This window comes from Polaribacter atrinae (genome assembly GCF_038023995.1).
Classification (GTDB): domain Bacteria; phylum Bacteroidota; class Bacteroidia; order Flavobacteriales; family Flavobacteriaceae; genus Polaribacter; species Polaribacter atrinae.
This window is the reverse complement of record NZ_CP150660.1, coordinates 2,253,676-2,272,145: the sequence shown is the minus strand read 5'-3', so window position 1 is coordinate 2,272,145 and position 18,470 is coordinate 2,253,676. Positions and strand designations below refer to the sequence as shown.

The window sequence follows — 18,470 nt, the reverse complement described above, 5'->3', positions numbered from 1 at the left end:
TAAAAACGAGCGCTAGCGATTAAGTAGTCTAAAATGATGTGCTCTCACAAGCTGGTGCTCGTTTGTAACGAGTACACGTTATAATTTTTTTATTGTTTAAAAACGTAAGTAAATTACTCTACCTTAAAACCTGCTTTTTCATTACCAATTTTAACAGTATATTTTCCTTTTGGTAAATAATACACATCATTATTTCCTTTTTCAATTTCTGTGCTTTTATTCGATTTTTTGTAGTATTTTAATCCTTTTTCAGAAAAAGAAACATCATAAATAGCCTTGTTAAAACCTTTATCTGCATCAATAGAAATTGAATTTATTTTTATTTTTTCAGCATAAATATCTAACGTTATTTTTTTATCAGCATTTACATAAAAAGGAATTGTAATTGCTGGTGTAATTGGTTTTCTCCATTGACTTCTAGAACTTCCCCATCTTTTACTCTTTTTAATATTATGTATGTCAAAAATAGCAATAGATTTTGCTAAAATGCTATCGTTCATTTTTTGTAAAGAAGCAATGTTGGTTTTGTATAAACTACGTCCGTGTGTAGCAACAATTAAATCTTTTGCTGTTGGCTGAATCACTAAATCATGTACAGCAACATTGGGTAATTCTTTACTAAAAGCATTCCAAGAAGTTCCGTAGTTAAAAGAAACATAGAGTCCGTTATCTGTACCTAAATACAATATGTTTTCGTTCTCTGTATCTTCTTTAATAACGTTTACAGAAGAGGTCGGAATTGTGTTTCCAATGTTTGTCCAAGTTTGTCCGTAATCATCAGACATGTACACATAAGGTGTAAAATCATCAAAACGGTAGCCGTTTAAAGTTGCATATACACGCTCTTTTTTAAATTTTGATGCAATGACTCTAGAAACCCATAAATCTTGTGGAAGATTGTTAGAAATTTTGGTCCAGCTTCCACCTCCGTTAGTTGTTAAGCTAATAACACCATCATCAGACCCTGTGTAAATTAACCCAAATTGAAACGGACTTTCAGAAATAGAGGTTAAGGTTCCGTATGCAACATTTCCTTTTTTTCCTCCGTTAGTTAAATCATCAGAAATTTCTTCCCAATCATCACCGTTATTTAAAGATCGATGTAATTTATTACTTCCTAAATATAAAATATCTTGGTTGTGTTTAGATAACTGAATAGGAGTTTGCCAATTAAAACGGTATGGTTTTGCTTTTTTAGCTGGTTTTGGTTGAATGTATTTATTTTCTTCAGTTTCTAAATTTAGACGATAATAATTTCCGAATTGATATCCTGTATATACAATATTATGATTTCTATTATCTACCTGAACATGCATTCCGTCTCCACCCATAATTGATTTATAAGGGTTTTGTCCGGTTTGATGCCATGCTTTATCAATTTTTGCATTATGTGGTCCAAACCAAACACCATTATCTTGTAGGCCACCATAAACATTGTAGTTTTTTTGATTGTCTACGTTTACAGAATAAAATTGACCAAGTGGAGCATTGTTTAATTTTACCCAGCTTTCTCCATCATCATAAGAAATATTTAAACCACCATCATTTCCATCAATTAAATGACCAGGTTTTTTAGAGTTTACCCACAAAGCTTGATGATCTGCATGTACATTTTCTCTGCTAATAGAAGAAAATGTTTTTCCGCCGTCTTTAGATTTTATAATACCAATACCTAAAATATAAATGCTATTTTCATCTTGTAGATTTACTCTAATTTCACCAAAATAATATCCGTAAGAACTATTAACTCCGTCTAAATATTCGGTATGTGTTTTTTTCCAAGAAGTACCACCATTGGTTGTTTTAAAAACTTCGGCACCAATTACAGGTTCTTCAAAAGCAATTGCCATTTCGTCCTCTAAAAAAGCCATTAACTCTTTTGGTTTTAAACCTCCTGGTCTTAAAAGTTGTTTTGCATTTTCTGCTCTAAATTTTTCTCTAAAACCATATTCTTTTAAATAATTATCTAAAGTTTTATTTCTAAGTGCTAAAACATCTGCAGAAGATAAATTTTCGAATTGTTCTTTTGTTAAATTGTAGGCTGTTGTTTCTTTTTTTGTTTCTCTTCTATATTGACTATCGTGTAAAGCGTACACTGTGTTCTCATTAAAAACTGCCAATCCAATTCTACCAACACCATCTCCAATAGGGAAACCGCTTTTATCAGAAATTTTTGTCCAAGAAGTACCTGCATCTGTACTTTTGTAAATAGCAGAATTTTTTCCATCTCCATCAAAATTCCATGCTTTACGTTCTCTTTCCCAAGAAGCAGCATACATTACGTTAAAATTTTCAGGTGCAAAATCAAGATCTATAATACCTGTGTTTTCATTGATAAATAAGCTCTTTGTCCAAGTTTTTCCTCCGTCTGTAGTTTTAAAAACCCCTCTTTCTTCATTCGAAGAATATAAATGCCCAATGGCACCTACAATCACTTCATCAGAATTATTAGGGTTGATGAGGATTCTACCAATATGATGCGTATCTGTTAAACCAACATTTGTCCAAGTTTTTCCTTTATCCGTAGATTTTAAAATACCTATTCCGGCATAACTAGAGCGCGAAGAGTTGTTTTCTCCTGTACCTACCCAAATAGTTCCGGTTTTCCAATCTACAGCAATGTCTCCAATATTTTGAGTTAGAGCACTGTCTAAAACAGGTGTAAGCGTTGTTCCGTTATTATTTGTATACCAAAGTCCGCCAGAAGCATACCCAACATAAAACTCGGTTGTATTGTTTGGGTTTACATCCATATCTACCACACGTCCACTCATTACTGTAGGACCAATATTGGTGAATTCAATGTTTTTAACCAAAGAAGAATTCATCATTTGAGACTTCTTTTCTAAAGATTGTTGAATGGTATTTGAATCTGTTGTGGTCTGAGCAGTTGAAATAAGTGAAAAACAGAGTGCTAAAGAGGTAAAAATAGACTTCATAAAAAGTAAGGTTTGGTTTAAAACGATGAAATTACTACTTGTAAAATCAATATCAAAAAAATTAACATAAAAAGGAATTTTAAGAAAAATTCATCCTCAATTTTAAACAACGTATCTTTGCAGGCTGAAACAACTACATAAGGTTGCTTTCAAAAAAGTATTTTTATGACATTTAAAGATTTAGGTTTATCTGCTGCGTTAGTAAAAGCAGTTGAAGAAAAAGGATATACCAAACCATCACCAATACAAGAAAAAGCAATTCCACATATTTTAGAAGGTAAAGACATTTTAGCTTCTGCACAAACAGGAACAGGAAAAACAGCTGGTTTTACATTACCAGTATTACAACATTTAGCAGAGACAAAGCATCCTAAATACAGACCTTTAAGAGCGTTGGTGCTAACACCAACAAGAGAATTGGCTGCACAAGTGCATGACAATGTTAGAGAATACAGTAAGTATGTTAACATTAAATCTGCCGTAATTTTTGGAGGTGTAAACGCAAAACCACAAATAGCAACACTAAGAAGTGGTGTAGATATCTTGGTAGCAACACCAGGTAGATTGTTAGATTTACACAGTCAGAAAGCAGTTTCTTTTAACAGAATAGATGTTTTAATTTTAGATGAAGCAGATAGAATGTTAGATATGGGTTTTGCAAGAGACTTAAATAAACTGATTAGTTTTATGCCAGCAAAACGTCAGAATTTGATGTTTTCGGCTACTTTTTCTACTGATATTAAAAAATTAGCTTCGGGTATTTTAAATAATCCTGTCTCTGTAGAAGCAGAACCGCAGAATTCTACAGCTAAAAAAGTAACTCATAATGTTTATAAAGTTGATAAAAACAAAAAAACAGAGTTTACTATTAAGTTGATAAAAGATGGAAACTGGAATCAGGTTTTAATCTTTACAAGAACAAAACATGGTGCTAATAAATTAACCGAGAAATTGATAAAAGCAGGTATTTCTGCTGCTGCAATTCACGGAAATAAAAGTCAAGGTGCAAGAACAAAAGCATTAAGAAACTTTAAAGACAATACGATTAAGGCATTAGTTGCTACAGATATTGCAGCTCGTGGTTTAGACATTCCATTATTACCACATGTTATTAACTTTGAGTTACCAAATGTACCAGAAGATTACGTACATAGAATTGGTAGAACGGGTAGAGCAGGAGCAGCTGGAGAAGCAATTTCTTTAGTTTGTAGCGAAGAAACAGAATACCAAAGTGAAATTGAAAAATTACTAAAAGAGAAGTTAAACTCTACAGTAGTAGAAGGTTTTGAGCCTACAGATACTGCAGCACCTAAAAGAGCGGCAACACAAAGTAAAGGATCTTTTGGAAAGAAAAAAAGACCTACAAATGGAGGTTCTTCTCAAGGAGATAGACCAAAAAAGAAGCCTCATTTTAAAGGAAATAAACCAGAAAGTACTTCTGGAAGAGGTAGAACTGGAGCGCCGAAAAAGAAGCGTTTTTAGGAACTAATTTTATAGGTTTTCGAATTTTATTAAGCGTACAAGGTTTTAGAAACCTTGTACGCTTTTGTTTTTGGTGGTTTTTTTTCTCGTAGTTTGTCATTTCGAGTGTAGGGAGAAATCACATATATTTTGTTTGTTGTTGTGTTATCACTGTTATGTGGCTTCTCAATGCTTCGAAGTGACAAGTTTTGGTGGTATTGCTTCTATTTTACGTGTAACTAATTTGCGTTAAGGATTGCAATGACATCCTTTTTGTTTTTTTAGCAAAAAGATATAATGGAAAGCCTGTTAAAACGCCCAAAAAACAATTTGTAGAAAGAGATTTTTATATTTTATTGATCGTGAATTTGTAGCCGCTTAAATATTGCTACCTTTGTTATTAAACATAAATTCATCAGAATGAAATACGATAAAATAGACTCAAAATTATTTATAAAAAATCGTAAAAATTTTGCTTCAGCAATGAAGTCAAATAGTATCGCGGTTTTTAATTCTAACGATATTTATCCGATTAGTGCAGATAGCACAATGCCTTTTGAGCAGCATAGAGATATTTTCTTTTTAAGTGGTGTAGATCAGGAGGAAAGTGTGTTGTTATTGTTTCCAGATTGTCCAAATGAAAATTATAAAGAGGTTTTATTTGTAAGAGAAACCAACGATCATATAGCTGTTTGGGAAGGAGAAAAACTAACCAAAGCTGCTGCTTTTGAAACGAGCGGAATTAAAACAGTTTTGTGGTTGCAAGATTTAGAAAAGGTTTTGTTTGAAATGTCTACCTATGCAGATACTTTTTACATTAACACCAATGAACATTATAGAGCAAATGTAGAAACGGAAACGCGTGAAGATCGTTTTACAAAATGGTTGTTGGCAAAATACCCAGCACATGCTGTAGCAAAAAGTAATCCTATTTTACAAAGATTACGTTCTGTAAAAGATCAAATTGAGTTAGATTTAATGCAACATGCTTGTAATATTACAGAAAAAGGTTTTCGTAGAATTTTATCTTTTATAAAACCTGGCGTTTGGGAGTATGAAATTGAAGCAGAATTGTTGCATGAGTTTGTACGAAACAGATCTAAAGGGTTTGCATACACACCAATTATTGCTAGCGGTAATAATGCCAATGTTTTACATTATATAGAAAATAATAAAGAGTGTAAAGCTGGGGATTTAATTTTGTTTGATATTGCTGCTGAATATGCAAATTATAAAAGTGATTTGTCTAGAACCGTACCTGTTTCTGGTAAGTTTACAGATCGACAAAAAGCGGTTTATAATGCTGTAAATCACGTTAAAAAAGAAGCTACAAAATTATTAGTTCCTGGTACTATGTGGAAAGAATACCACGTAGAAGTTGGAGATATTATGACTTCTGAATTGCTTAAGTTAGGTTTACTAGACAAGGCAGATGTACAAAATGAGGATAAAGATTGGCCAGCGTATAAAAAGTACTTTATGCACGGAACAAGCCATCATATTGGTTTAGATACGCATGATTATGGTTTGTTACACAAACCGATGGCGGCAAATATGGTGTTTACTGTAGAGCCAGGAATTTACATTCCGAAAGAAGGTTTTGGAATTCGTTTAGAAGATGATGTAGTTGTTCAAGAAAAAGGAGAACCTTTTAATTTAATGGCGAATATACCTATTGAAGCAGATGAAATTGAGGATATAATGCAAAGTTAAGCCTTTACTAAATAAAAAAAGCGAGTTTTATAACTCGCTTTTTTTTGTGCTAAATTTTTAGTTATTAGGCTTATAGTGTATTAAACTCCTGTTATTAAATATCAATTAGAATATTTCAAAAAATAAATGTAAATTTGTATCCAGTTAGATACATTATTTATGTTCTTTATTCAGAAAACAATAGAATTTGACAAATGGCTTAGAAAATTAAAAGATTTTAAGGCTAAGTCTAAAATCTTGTTTAGAATTCAAAAATTAGAAACTGACGAACATTTTGGTGACTGTAAAACTGTTGGAGATGGGATTCGGGAAATGCGTATAAACTTTGCTAAAGGTTATCGTGTTTATTTTAAAGAAAAGGACGAAAAAATAATTGTTCTTCTTATTGGAGGAGATAAATCTACTCAACAAGCAGATATTGCGAAAGCCAAAGAGATTTGGGGAAAATTAAATAAATAGAAAATGGGAGTTTCAAAGTTTGAAATAGCGGATTATTTGGATAGTAAAGAAATGATTGCTGAATATCTAAACACAGTTTTAGAAGAAGGTAATAATGCTGATATAATTAATGCCATCGGACATATTGCTAAAGCTATTGGTATGACAAAAATTGCGGAAGAAACAGGTTTAAGTAGACCAAGTTTATACAAAGCATTATCAGATGGAGCAAAGCCTCAGTTTGCAACAATTATGAAAGTATTAAAAGCAATCGGAGGACAAATTCAAATAAATCCGGCATCTGTTTAATTAAATAACGCAATTTGTTGCTAACAATATGATTTTTAGATAGTCGACAAATTTTGGAAAAAAATAACTATTGCCCAATAAAATCAGTGTCACTTAATGTTTTTAGAAATAAAATAAGGTTGTCTTTCTCTTCTTCGGTAATAGGAATTTGATTGTTATTCTCTTTTAAAACAGAGTCTAAATTATCTGCTTCTAAAACTCCGTTGTCTAAATAATCTAAGACTTCTTTTAAGGTAGCAAATTGCCCAAAACTTCCGTAAGGAGCAGTGTACTCTATATTTCTTAAAGAAGGCACTCTAAAACGAGAAATGTCTTCTGTTTTCCCTGTAACTCTAGCTCGTCCAGCTTCATCTGTATTAGGGTTTTTAGGGAAGCCTATATTTCTAAAACTTTGGTCTGTAAACAACTCTGTACTATGGCAAGTAGCACATTTATCTTGAAAGGTTTTATATCCTAAAATTTCGTTTTCTGTAAAGGTTTCTCCTTCATTTCTTTTTACTTTATCGTACTTGCTATTCGCAGAAATTAATGTGTATTCATATTGCGCAATGCTATTGTAAATTCGATCTCCAGTTATTTTAGAATCACCAAAAGCATTGTAAAAAAGATGAAGGTATTCTTCTTCGGTTTCAAGTTTGCTAATGACTTCTAAAATAGAAGAATCCATTTCTTCGTGTGTAATAATAGGAACTAAAGGCTGACTTTCTAAAGCTTGTTTATTTCCGTCCCAATTATAAAATTGCATAAATGCCATGTTTTGCACTGGTGGCGTATTTCTAAAACCAACTCTTCCGTAAATACCGATGGCTTCTGATATGCCATCTGAAAAAGCATTTGCTTGAATGTGGCAACTAGAACAAGAAATGGTATTGTTTGCACTTAGTTTTTTATCAAAAAACAGCTTTTCGCCTAATTTAACGCCGTATTTTGTAGGTTTATTGGTGTAAAACGAATTGTTTAATTCTGGGAAATTTACAGGGATAGCTACTTCTATTTCTGGGTTGTAAAAAATAAAAGGCTCATAAACATCTTCTTTAGTACAAGATGAAATTAGCTGTATGATTAAAAAACTCAGTATTAACTTTTTCATTTTAATTATTTTAGAAAAAGAGCCAGCTTGCAATGTTTAATTGAAGCTGACTCTAAATTTTAGATTTAATTTTCTACACTTTCAATAGAAAACATTCCTTTAATATCTGTGTCTCCATTACCTCCAATATTGTCAACTATTAATACCATGTTACCAGCATGATGTGTGCTTGGTATTGCATTGCTAGAGCTTAATACAATTGTATTTGTAGCGCCACTTAATAAAGCATTAAAGTCTGCCTTAATAGTAATTTTAGGAGAGCTAGAACCAACCTTTGCGTTTGTAGTTAAGTCTAATGTAATATCTCTATAGGCATTAACACCTTGTACATATTCTTCACCTCCATTAGGATCTTCATCTAGCGTACTACCTGTGTGGATAGACAATTCTGCATTATCAGCTCCGTAAAAACCTTCTACTTTTGTAAAACGGTATCCGGTTCCCCATTCCCAGTGCATTTGTGTGTCATTGGCACCTGCTTCTGCATAAAAATTAGGGAAACTTTCTTCGTTTAAAGTGTTTAAATCTGTTTTTACTCCTAATCCGAATTTTATTTGTGTGTAATCTGCTGTAGGAATATCGTTTAAAACATATTGTAATGTTGCTGTTTTTGCTTGATTTACAACTGTTGCTCCTTCATCTAAGTTTTGTGTATTGTAAGGAAATTCTATTCCTTCTGAGTTTATAAGACGAATGTTACTAATTACATATTTTAATTCTTCAAAATGATGTACTTGTCCTTCTGTAGAAGTGTTTACGGTTGCGTCTGCAGATGTTGATGCTCCTAAAACAATTGTTGTTTCTCCAAAGGTATTGTTAAATGCTAATGTTACATCGTTAGCAACAGGGATACTATCTTCACTACAAGAAATAATTGATAATGATATGATTGATAATAAAAGATACTTGTTTAAATTTTTCATTCGTTTAAATTTTCTGGTTATTTATTGATTTTAATTATTGTTTAAAAATTTATTTTTAAAGACGTAAAGACATTACGTCCCATTCTTGGGATATTTCCCCAATCTGCGTAGGTGCTGTAATATTCATTAAACAGGTTTTCTGCACCTACTTGAAAAACCGTTTTGTAATTATTAATGTAAAAAGTATAATCTGCAGAAACATTCCAATTTTTATATGATGGTGTTTCGTCCTCTCCAAATTCTGGACTATAATTACGCTGCGTAAAGTCGCCATTTAGTGATGTTAAAAAGCTGAATTTTTTATGAGAAAAATGTAAAGAACTTTGGTAGCTCAACGGACGGATAAATGGTAAGTTATTTTTACTATCATTTAAACCTCTCGCGTAAGTTAAGGTTCCTTTCCAGTGCAAATTTTGTAATATATTATACTTGGTATTTAATGAGAAATTGAACAATGTGGCATAATCTAAAGAGGTATATCCCTTTACACCAACAGATTGATAGTTCATTGGGCTTCCTAAACTTAAAATTCTTCCTATAATGTAATTTTTAATATAGAAGTAATTCACTTTGGCTTGTACACTCAGTTTTTCATTTTTAAACCCAGCACTTGCATTGGTTTCATAAGAAATTTCATTTTTTAAATCCGGATTTCCGATGTAATCATATCTATCGAAACTGTTATAAATATAATATCCATATCCTTCGGAAACAGAAGGCGCTCTATGCCCGTAACCACCACCAACAGAAAAATCGAAATCACCTACATTTAAATGATAACTTGCATTTAAACTTGGTAAAAATCTTGTTTTTTCTTGTGGTGTTCCAGGATGAAAAATCCAATTGAATTCTACATATTTAGAATAATTGTAATTAAACCCTAAAGATCCTCCAAAACTTAACTGACTTGTATCAGAAATATCCCATAAATTATTCATTGAAAGTCCTGCATAGGTAGTAGTAACCCAAGGCCAACTATAGGCAAACATGGTTCGTTCGCTTCTGTCTTGCGGATACATTCGCATTTCTGCAATAGATAAATTAGTGTAAGCATTCAATTGCACTTCTGACGATAAATTGTCTTTTTGAAGATTCACTTTAGAAATCAAACCATAGGTGGTGCTCCAACCTGGCATGTCCATATGCACCAAGTTTTCCGGACGCGTAGTATCATCCATATAATGCTCTACAGCATTAAAATAAACTTTGGTATCCCAAACTTTTACAATTCCTTTTTCGAAAAATTGTTTGTAGGCAACAGACGTAATTAAAGCTCTAGACAATGATAAATCCATAGGTAATGCAGGGAAACCAACGTTTTTAGCTCTATCAAAAATTGCATCCACTCTTACAGAGGATAAATCACTCGTTTTGTAGGCAACTCCTAAAGAGGCATTCAATTTTTCGAATTGAGAATGGTTTACTTCATCGTTATTACCATCGCTATAGTTTTCTGCTTTTCTGTTAGAAATACTTCCATCAACCACCAATTTATCATCGGAATAAGAAGCATTAGCAAGGTTAAAAAACTGACTATTGTTAAACTCAAAACCAGTTTGATAGGCTCCGCTCCATTTTTTTGAAAATCCGAATGCGGTACTTTTTCTTTTTAGATCGATACTACCCGCTACAGTGGCGCCATGTAAGCTTCCTGATTGTCCGGATTTTATATCAATATCAGATAAGTTATTACTTTCTACATAAGAAGTTACCGGATCCATTTTATCGGTACAAGCTCCAAAAACGTGCATACCATCTATGGTAACTAAAGAACGCTCTGTGCTCATGTTATTTAGCAGAGGTTCCCAAGCATACGCACCACGTTTAATAAAACTGATGTTGTCTGAAGATGCCAGAAATTCATCAACAGAAACAGCCATTTTCATATCTGTTTCTATTTTCTTCTTTTTGGCAGCAATAATTACAACTTCGTCCAAAACTCCTCCTAAACTATCTCTTTTTTTTGGTACCGTTTGCGCGTTTACAAATGTTGTTAATAAGAGCAATACTATGGTTATTTTTTTCATCGATTTAAAATAAAATGTCAATAAAAAGCTCGCCTTTTTCACCTTCAACTCCTGGAGTAAACTCTGTAGAAACCTCAGTCCCTTTTATGGTGACATTATTTTCATTTTTTAGGATGAAATTCAGCGTCCAATTTCCTGTCATTGTATAATTTACAATACCATGATATAAACCATCGGTTTGTTGTTCTAAATCTTGGTTGTTTGATGATGAATGATTTCCCATAGAAGGCTCTGGCATTCTAGGATCTATAAGTAACGTATGTGCATCTACAATTGAATACGAAAATTGAGAAGGATCTGGAAAAACACCTGCTATAGTTGTCGGTTTGTTGTATTTGTAAATACCCGCAAGCAAATCGTTTTGTGCAACACTTGGACTTTGAGGAGCAACGAGCGCAATAAAATATTGTTCATCGTCATTTCCTGTAAAAGCAGTCATGTTGAGGTTTTTATTTACTTGTTCTTCCACAGTAATAATTTGATTTTGAGCATGAGTTTCATCACTATCTGTAAAATCGATATATAACTGCCAATCTACAGTAGAACTACTTTCGCTAGTAAATACAACGTATCCTAAATAATATGCTTCACTTGAATCGTAAGATAAATTATACTCATGCGGACAAGAAACTTTATTACCGTTGGCATCCGTCATTATTGGTAGAAAAGTAACTTTAGAACTGTCTAAAAATTCATCAGTTAGTGTATTGCTGATTTTTAGATGCACTTCATTGTAGCCTTTGTATAAAGTACCATTTAAGGCTTCTATACTAATGGTATAATCTCCGCTAATTATTGATGTAACTTCTTCGAATTCTATATACTCGGTAGTTTCAACGTTTAATTCTGCTTCGTAATCTGTTTTATCTAGCGTACAAGAAGTAATCACAACAAGAATTGCAATTACAATAAAATGTAAATGTTTCATTATTTATAGACTGTTTTATTAAAAACTGTTTAAAAAATAGTGGATCTAAATAAATACTCGAGTACCTTTTTAAAATAAAAGTACCGTGTATTATTAGGTGAGCACAATAGTTAAAATTGCTTTATTACCACTAAAAGAAATAGGAAGGAGGCACTTACACCAGTTGTACAAAGATGTTTTTTTGTACAAATACAAGTATAAAATAGTGTTGCTATCTACTGTTTAATTATTGCTAATTAAAAGTATACAGATTGTACTACTTAGCTAAATATATTATTTAGCCAAACATTGTAAAATGTGGTATAAGGATTCCTTGTTTTATGTAGAAATTAAACAAGTGGTGGGTGAAAAATAGTATCTATATAATTGTATTTATAAATATTACTATAAAGAGATGTTACTTTTAAACGTTGTTCTTTTAGTGAAAAGAACGAATAATTAAGATTTGTATCTTGAAAATAAACAATAGACATTTCTATTGAAAAAGATTGGTTTTTTTCTGAACCATTTTCAGTGTCTCCCGCTTTAACAATTTGTTTTGCTAAATGACATTTTCCGTTACACTGTAATTCTGGAGCATCTTTGTTTTCACAAAGTTCATTTTTAATATAATCGTAAAAAGCAGCATATTCCAATAACGGAAGCAAGGGCTTAGAAAGCAAGAATAACGATAAAAATATGGCTGCTATTTTCACGATACAAATATCTTGTTTTTTTATAAAACTTCCTAAGAATAGTAATCTTATAAAAAATGTATTGTATTTTTTAGATTCTTATCACTGCAATCTACCTGTGGTATTACCTTCTAGAATACTCATTACTTCTTTTTCGTTTGCGTAATTAATATCGCCTAAATAGGTGTGTTTAATAGCACAAGCTGCACTACCAAATTGCATCGTTTTAAAGTCATCAAATTTTTGTAAACCATGAATTATTCCAGCAGCAAAAGCATCACCAGTACCAATTCTGTCTACAATATGTGTGATGTCTAGATCTTGGGTTTCTTTAAATTCTTTACCATTCCACATTCTTGCTCTAATTTTATGCCAAGAAGAATTGATAGAAGTTCTTATTTTATCGAACACTTTTTCTATGGTAGGATATTTCTCCATTAATTGATTACTGGCTTCAATAAAATCTTCATTCGAATAAGAATAATTGGTCTCTAAAAGTTCATTTATCTCATTTACACCTCCAATAAAAACGGTAGAATAGTTCACTAATTCTGATAAAACTTCTTTCGGAATTCCTCCCCATTTCCATAAACCACTTCTATACGTTGGATCTGCAGAAATTCCCATACCTTTTTTTTGGGCAAGAATTAATCCCTCTTTTAAAGTTTCATAACCACCTTTACAAAGTGCAGGCGTAATCCCTGTCCAATGAAACCATTTTCCTTTTTTTAAAGATTTTTCCCAGTTTACCATTTCTGGTTGAATTTCAGAAAAAGAAGAATGAGACCTATTGTAAGAAATAGAACTTGGTCTCATAACTGCACCAACTTCTAAAAAATAAACCCCTAAAGGTCTGCTAGAACGAACAATTGCAGAAGTACTAACGTCAAATTTTCTTAGAAAAGAAATTGCTGTATCTCCTATAAAATCATCAGAAACACATGAAATATGTTTTACGTCTGCTCCAAAATTTGCTACAGAAATACCTACATTTAATTCTGTACCACCAAAGTAAAATTCTACTTGGTTAGATTGAATAAATTTTTTGTTTCCTGACGGCGAAATTCGCATTAAAACTTCTCAAAATGTAATTATCTGATTCATAATAGATGTATTTAAAAGGTAAATATACCGTATAAAAATCTATTAAAGAAGTGTTTTATATTGAATTAAGCTTCTAGAACTATAAAGATGTAATAAAACGAATTGTTTGGTTGTTAAACATTTCTGGTTGCTCTACATTTACAACATGACCACAATTTTCTATAACAAAAAGTGATGAAGTTACATGTTTGGCAACAATGTTTTTTATAGAAGGTAAAAACAAATGATCTTCTGCACCCATAACATATAGCGTAGGTATTTTAATATCTTTTGTTCTAAAAAAACGTAAAAGTGGGTTAATTTCTGAGGTTAATTTAAACCAGCGTAAAAATTCTCTTTGATATAATTTCTTGGCTTCATTAACAAATAACAATCTAGAGTTTTTATGATTTTTCTTTGGCATTATAATAAATGCAAAAAGTTTGTAAAGTAACATATAAGGTACTACAGATTTAAAAATATTACCAACTTTCATTAAAACTTGAGAGCGGAAATTCATTTTTATAATAGCACCACCCATAATCATGCTTTTTACCATTTCTGGTCTTTTTTCTGCAAGATTTCTAATAAGAATAGTACCTAAAGAAATACCAATAAAATGAGATTTTTCAATTTTTAAATGATCAATCACTTCAACAATATCTGCCGTAATAGAGTCGAAAGTATATTTAGCTTTAAAAGTATCTTTTAATGTTGGTTTGCTATCTCCATGCCCACGTAAATCTAAAATTAAAACATTAAAATGTCTTCTAAAATCTCTTACTTGTTTAAACCAGATAGAGCTGCTGCCTCCTGCTCCATGAACAAAGGTTACCCATTCTTTAGAGGTTGTATGTGGATATGAATAGTAGTTTAGCAAATATTTATTTTTGATATCTATTAAAATGGAAATGCAAAAATAAGACTTTTAATTTTGATGTGGTTTTTAATTGTTTTTCTGAACTTTTATTATTTATAATTAATTTAAAATAGCAGCTCTAAAACAATTCTATTTCATGTTTTTTTGATTTTTCGTAGATTGCATAGATGGATAAAGAAACGACTTCAAATAGTAAGAAAAAGAAATTTAATTACGATCAAGAATTAAAAATATTGCACACAGAGTTGGTGCATATGCAAGAATGGGTTAAAAACCAAGGATTAAAAGTGGTCATTCTTTTTGAAGGAAGAGACGCTTCTGGAAAAGGAGGAACCATTAAACGATTTACAGAGCCTTTAAATCCTAGAATTTGTAAAGTGGTTGCATTGGGCGTACCTACAGAAAAAGAAAAATCGCAATGGTATTTTCAGCGTTACGTGCAATATTTACCTGCAGCAGGAGAAATTGTGTTGTTTGATAGAAGTTGGTACAATAGGGCAGGCGTAGAAAAAGTAATGGGCTTTTGTACCGATGATGAATATGATGAGTTTTTACGTTCTTGTCCAGAGTTTGAACGCATGTTGGTAAGATCTGGAATTATTGTTTTAAAATACTGGTTCTCAGTAAGTGACGAGGAACAAGAAAGACGTTTTAAAAATCGTATTTCGAACCCTTTAAAACGATGGAAATTTAGTCCTATGGATTTACAATCTCGTTCTCGTTGGTTAGAATATTCGAAGGCAAAAGATCAAATGTTTGCACATACAGATACCAAGCAAGTGCCTTGGTTTGTAGTAGATTCAGAAAATAAAAAGAAAGCCAGATTAAACTGTATCAGCCATGTGTTAAGTAAGATTCCGTATGAACATATGGATATTCAACCAATTGAACTTCCTTCATTACCAGATGGTAAATCTTATGTAAGACCACCTATGGATTATCAAACTTTTGTGCCAGAAAAATTTTAATTTATAAACACAAAAAAGGCGAGCATTTCTGCTCGCCAATCACTATTTGAATTAAGAAAACTATTCTACGATTAACGTATATTGTGGTGTTGGGTTTAAAGGACAGAAATAAACATATTCTCCTTTTGTAAGCGTTACTTCTTTAGAAGTTTCTTTAGTATTGTTTTTTACTTGTGCAGTAACATATGCGTTTTTAATGTGCGCTTTTGCATCTGCTTTAGGAGCTAAAACAAAACCTACATTATGACCAACATTGTTGTTTGCTACTTCAAAAATATAAGTTCCTTCAGATAATGTAAGTTGTTTCTGAGTAAACTCACCTTTTGTTTGTTCTAAAGAAACTGTTTTTACAGCTGCTTTATCCATTTTATCTTGTGCATTTGTACTAAATGCGAAACCTAAAACTACTACTAAAATTGCGATTACTTTTTTCATGATTGTTGTGTATTATTAATGATTAAAAATTGATTATTTATTAAACTGTTGCTACTTCTAATGTTTGTGCTACTGGGAAATCTACGGCAACATCTGTTGTTTTGTGAAAGTAGTTGGTAATGGTAATTTCTCCTATTAAGATAATTGCATCTGCCAAGTTTCCTTTTGTATATCCTGCTGCGTATAAGTTTTCTACTGCTTCTGTTGTTGCAGCTCCTCTGTTTAGAGATACACTTCTAGAAAATTTTGCTAAAGCATCTAATTTTGCGTCAAAAGAAGCTTCACCAGCTCTTAATTCTAAAATTTGAGGCTCTGTAAAACCATTCATTTTACCAATTGCTGTGTGTGCAGATAAACAATAAACACATTCGTTTACTTGACTTACGGCTAAGTTTATTACTTCTTTTTCTTTTGCAGAAAAACTAGTTTTTCCGTTTCCTATTGCTAAAAAGTTACCTAATGCAGTTTCACTGTGTGCAAATGCTGCGTATAAATTTGGTACAAAACCTAATCCTTTTTCTAATTGAGTAAAGATTGCTTGGTTATTTGCTGATACTTCGTTTTTTGTTGGTACGTTAAATGTGCTCATAATTTTATTTTTAAAATGTTTTATTATTACTGTTTTGTGTTGCTTTTATATTAACCTTCGCATTTGCAAAGTTGTTGTTCTGGGTTTTGATCGTCGTAGGTTTGGTATCCACAACAGTTAGGACATTGTGCGTTTTCTATTGTTTTCATAATTGTTGTTTTCTTGTTGTTATTAATTGACTCTGCAAAGATGCAACCGATAACGTCCTCTAAAATTGGACAAAAGTTCCTTTGATTTGGACTCGTTAAAAAGTTGTCTTTTTTTTGATGATTGCAAGGCTTATTTTAAGTTGTCTATTTTACTTCTTAAACTACTTTCTGTAATTAAACCTGTATGTCTGTCTGCAGGTACTCCGTTTTTAAAGAAAATTAATGTTGGTATATTTCTAATATTAAACTTTGCTGCTACTTCTGGGTATTCATCAACATTTACTTTTTTAATAGTAATGTTGTCCTGTAACTCGTCTGCTAATTTGTTGATGGTTGGCAATAATGTTTGACAAGGTCCACACCACTCTGCGTAAAAATCTAATAATACATTACTGTTGTTTTCTATAACCTTATTAAAGTCTGTTTGTTCTAATTGAATTTCCATTTTTTCTTATTTTTTATTGCTGCTAACGCAGGATAAATATCTTGTTGTTGTGTTGTTATTGTTACACACTGCAAAGATGCAACCGAGATAGAGGTTTAAAAATGGACAAAAGTTCCTACTGTTTGGACAAGGCAAAAAAAGTTGACAAAAATGCACGCGTGAAGGATAGAGCAAGTTGTTTAAGCTCTTTTAAAGTTTGATAAAACTTTAAAAAGCGAGTTGCGAAAGCCTGACCTGATAAGGGCACGCCCAAGAAAATTAAAAAATGTTGAGTGAAGTTAGAACATAAACCACAAACTTGTCATTTCGACAATAGGAGAAATCTCATAGCGGTGATAACACAACACCAGTCAAACTTTATGAGGTTTCTCTCAAAAGGATCGAAATGACTAAGCTGGATAAAAAAAACGAAATGAACACTGTTAATTAGTCTTTAAAAGAAATCTTATAATGAAGCTGAGGTAACATATAAACAGTTAATATTCTTTTTTAAATTGCAAAGGAGATTTTAAAATGGTTTTGGTAAAAAAGCGTGTAAAATAAGCGGGATCGTTAAAACCAAGCTCAAAGGCAATTTCTTTTACCGTTTTGTCGGTGTAAATTAACTGACGTTTTGCTTCTAACAAAATGCGGTTTTTAATAAAGTCTGACGGCGTTTTTGCACCCAATTTCTGAAAATGTTTACTAATAGATTTTGGCGAAAGTCCTAATCTGTTTGCGTAGTCTGTTACCGAGTGCATGGTTTTAAAATTCTGCTCTACTAACAAACTAAAATCTTTAAAAAGACGGGTTTCGGTGTCTTCTTTAATTAGGTGGTTTTCCTTTTTTACACGAACCGAAGAAATGATAAATTGCTTTAAATAAGATTGCAACATATCGTACTGTGCGGTTTCGTTTTGTTGAAACTCTTCTATAAGACTCTCTAAAATAACGTTGAGTTTTTTGGTGTCTTTTTCGCAAGGTTGTACAAACGGCGTTTCATATATATTGTTGAATAGAATTCCGTTGCAAGCTACTTCTGTATCGTGGGTTTGTACGCAATAAAAGTCTCTTACAAAAGTAAGTTTGTAGGCTGTTTTTATTTGTTCGGAATCTACTGTAAATACTTGTCCGGGTGATAAAAAGAACAACACATTATCATTAAACGTATAGCTTTCAAAATCGATATTGTAGGTGCCGCTTCCTTCTTGAATCCAATAAATAGAATAGGCGTTTTGTTGCACAGAATGATCTATGGTACAAGCTTTTTCGAATTGAACGGTACTTACAGAGAAGGTTTCTTTAAAGGAATATTTTACAATGTCTTGAACTGCCATATATAGATTCGTTTGGTTTGTTGGTCGTAAAAATAGTTAGAAACTTTATGTTTTATTTCTAAATGTAAAATTTATTCAATTTAAAAATAAATATATTTATTGA

Annotated in this window: 17 protein-coding genes; 5 read left to right on the top strand and 12 right to left on the bottom strand. The window is 31.9% G+C overall.

Annotated features, from left to right (window positions below):
• Window positions 1-113: 113 nt before the first annotated feature.
• Entirely contained in the window at window positions 114-2,939 is a 2,826-nt protein-coding gene (locus WG945_RS09925) for a WD40/YVTN/BNR-like repeat-containing protein (protein WP_068447542.1), read from the bottom strand.
• A gap of 165 nt (window positions 2,940-3,104) precedes the next feature.
• Here WG945_RS09925 and WG945_RS09920 point away from each other — a divergent pair, with 165 nt between their 5' ends.
• The 4 genes from WG945_RS09920 (at window position 3,105) to WG945_RS09905 (ending at window position 6,860) form a co-directional block, all read left to right on the top strand.
• On the top strand, window positions 3,105-4,421 hold the full coding sequence (locus WG945_RS09920) for a DEAD/DEAH box helicase (protein WP_068447540.1): 1,317 nt from the start codon (window positions 3,105-3,107) through the stop codon (window positions 4,419-4,421).
• A gap of 399 nt (window positions 4,422-4,820) precedes the next feature.
• Window positions 4,821-6,113, top strand: coding sequence for an aminopeptidase P family protein (locus WG945_RS09915; RefSeq protein ID WP_068447539.1), 1,293 nt, complete (start codon window positions 4,821-4,823; stop codon window positions 6,111-6,113).
• 159 nt (window positions 6,114-6,272) lie between these two features.
• A complete protein-coding gene (locus WG945_RS09910) occupies window positions 6,273-6,572 on the top strand; it encodes a type II toxin-antitoxin system RelE/ParE family toxin (RefSeq protein WP_068447537.1) in 300 nt (99 codons plus the stop codon).
• 3 nt (window positions 6,573-6,575) lie between these two features.
• Entirely contained in the window at window positions 6,576-6,860 is a 285-nt protein-coding gene (locus WG945_RS09905) for an addiction module antidote protein (protein WP_068447535.1), read from the top strand.
• A gap of 67 nt (window positions 6,861-6,927) precedes the next feature.
• Here WG945_RS09905 and WG945_RS09900 read toward each other — a convergent pair whose 3' ends face one another.
• The 7 genes from WG945_RS09900 to WG945_RS09870 all read right to left on the bottom strand — a co-directional run bounded on the left by WG945_RS09900 (window position 6,928) and on the right by WG945_RS09870 (window position 14,465).
• Entirely contained in the window at window positions 6,928-7,950 is a 1,023-nt protein-coding gene (locus WG945_RS09900; protein WP_068447533.1) for a cytochrome-c peroxidase, read from the bottom strand.
• A gap of 65 nt (window positions 7,951-8,015) precedes the next feature.
• Window positions 8,016-8,873 carry an MbnP family protein gene (locus WG945_RS09895; protein WP_068447532.1) on the bottom strand — a complete coding sequence of 286 codons (858 nt, stop codon included), beginning with the start codon at window positions 8,871-8,873 and terminating at the stop codon, window positions 8,016-8,018.
• A 41-nt stretch (window positions 8,874-8,914) separates the two neighbouring features.
• Window positions 8,915-10,900, bottom strand: a complete 1,986-nt coding sequence (locus tag WG945_RS09890) for a TonB-dependent receptor plug domain-containing protein (protein ID WP_068447530.1) — start codon at window positions 10,898-10,900, stop codon at window positions 8,915-8,917.
• Between the two features lie 4 nt (window positions 10,901-10,904).
• Window positions 10,905-11,828: a hypothetical protein gene (locus WG945_RS09885; protein ID WP_068447528.1), complete on the bottom strand. Its 924-nt coding sequence runs from the start codon at window positions 11,826-11,828 to the stop codon at window positions 10,905-10,907.
• Between the two features lie 329 nt (window positions 11,829-12,157).
• Window positions 12,158-12,523 carry a hypothetical protein gene (locus WG945_RS09880; RefSeq protein WP_157603514.1) on the bottom strand — a complete coding sequence of 122 codons (366 nt, stop codon included), beginning with the start codon at window positions 12,521-12,523 and terminating at the stop codon, window positions 12,158-12,160.
• 81 nt (window positions 12,524-12,604) lie between these two features.
• Window positions 12,605-13,573 carry a sugar kinase gene (locus WG945_RS09875; protein ID WP_231874480.1) on the bottom strand — a complete coding sequence of 323 codons (969 nt, stop codon included), beginning with the start codon at window positions 13,571-13,573 and terminating at the stop codon, window positions 12,605-12,607.
• Between the two features lie 112 nt (window positions 13,574-13,685).
• Entirely contained in the window at window positions 13,686-14,465 is a 780-nt protein-coding gene (locus WG945_RS09870; RefSeq protein WP_068447526.1) for an alpha/beta fold hydrolase, read from the bottom strand.
• Window positions 14,466-14,632: 167 nt separating this feature from the next.
• Between WG945_RS09870 and ppk2 the strand changes: the two genes are divergently transcribed.
• A complete protein-coding gene (ppk2, locus tag WG945_RS09865) occupies window positions 14,633-15,433 on the top strand; it encodes a polyphosphate kinase 2 (protein ID WP_068447524.1) in 801 nt (266 codons plus the stop codon).
• A 60-nt stretch (window positions 15,434-15,493) separates the two neighbouring features.
• On the opposite strand, the gene WG945_RS09860 is transcribed toward ppk2, so the two are convergent.
• From WG945_RS09860 to WG945_RS09845, 4 genes are all read right to left on the bottom strand, one after another.
• Window positions 15,494-15,868 (bottom strand): plastocyanin/azurin family copper-binding protein, encoded by a 375-nt coding sequence (locus tag WG945_RS09860; RefSeq protein WP_068447522.1) that lies wholly within the window; start codon window positions 15,866-15,868, stop codon window positions 15,494-15,496.
• Window positions 15,869-15,908: 40 nt separating this feature from the next.
• Entirely contained in the window at window positions 15,909-16,457 is a 549-nt protein-coding gene (locus WG945_RS09855; protein WP_068447520.1) for a carboxymuconolactone decarboxylase family protein, read from the bottom strand.
• 279 nt (window positions 16,458-16,736) lie between these two features.
• Window positions 16,737-17,051: a thioredoxin gene (trxA, locus tag WG945_RS09850; protein WP_068447518.1), complete on the bottom strand. Its 315-nt coding sequence runs from the start codon at window positions 17,049-17,051 to the stop codon at window positions 16,737-16,739.
• A 476-nt stretch (window positions 17,052-17,527) separates the two neighbouring features.
• Window positions 17,528-18,367 (bottom strand): helix-turn-helix domain-containing protein, encoded by an 840-nt coding sequence (locus WG945_RS09845; RefSeq protein WP_068447516.1) that lies wholly within the window; start codon window positions 18,365-18,367, stop codon window positions 17,528-17,530.
• Window positions 18,368-18,470: the final 103 nt, after the last annotated feature.

Bases quoted from the DNA above. Each gene is read 5' to 3' on its own strand.
- WG945_RS09925 (WP_068447542.1), bottom strand. From the start codon at position 2,939: ATGAAGTCTATTTTTACCTCTTTAGCACTCTGTTTTTCACTTATTTCA.
- WG945_RS09920 (WP_068447540.1), top strand. From the start codon at position 3,105: ATGACATTTAAAGATTTAGGTTTATCTGCTGCGTTAGTAAAAGCAGTT.
- WG945_RS09915 (WP_068447539.1), top strand. From the start codon at position 4,821: ATGAAATACGATAAAATAGACTCAAAATTATTTATAAAAAATCGTAAA.
- WG945_RS09910 (WP_068447537.1), top strand. From the start codon at position 6,273: ATGTTCTTTATTCAGAAAACAATAGAATTTGACAAATGGCTTAGAAAA.
- WG945_RS09905 (WP_068447535.1), top strand. From the start codon at position 6,576: ATGGGAGTTTCAAAGTTTGAAATAGCGGATTATTTGGATAGTAAAGAA.
- WG945_RS09900 (WP_068447533.1), bottom strand. From the start codon at position 7,950: ATGAAAAAGTTAATACTGAGTTTTTTAATCATACAGCTAATTTCATCT.
- WG945_RS09895 (WP_068447532.1), bottom strand. From the start codon at position 8,873: ATGAAAAATTTAAACAAGTATCTTTTATTATCAATCATATCATTATCA.
- WG945_RS09890 (WP_068447530.1), bottom strand. From the start codon at position 10,900: ATGAAAAAAATAACCATAGTATTGCTCTTATTAACAACATTTGTAAAC.
- WG945_RS09885 (WP_068447528.1), bottom strand. From the start codon at position 11,828: ATGAAACATTTACATTTTATTGTAATTGCAATTCTTGTTGTGATTACT.
- WG945_RS09875 (WP_231874480.1), bottom strand. From the start codon at position 13,573: ATGCGAATTTCGCCGTCAGGAAACAAAAAATTTATTCAATCTAACCAA.
- ppk2 (WP_068447524.1), top strand. From the start codon at position 14,633: ATGGATAAAGAAACGACTTCAAATAGTAAGAAAAAGAAATTTAATTAC.
- WG945_RS09860 (WP_068447522.1), bottom strand. From the start codon at position 15,868: ATGAAAAAAGTAATCGCAATTTTAGTAGTAGTTTTAGGTTTCGCATTT.
- WG945_RS09855 (WP_068447520.1), bottom strand. From the start codon at position 16,457: ATGAGCACATTTAACGTACCAACAAAAAACGAAGTATCAGCAAATAAC.
- trxA (WP_068447518.1), bottom strand. From the start codon at position 17,051: ATGGAAATTCAATTAGAACAAACAGACTTTAATAAGGTTATAGAAAAC.
- WG945_RS09845 (WP_068447516.1), bottom strand. From the start codon at position 18,367: ATGGCAGTTCAAGACATTGTAAAATATTCCTTTAAAGAAACCTTCTCT.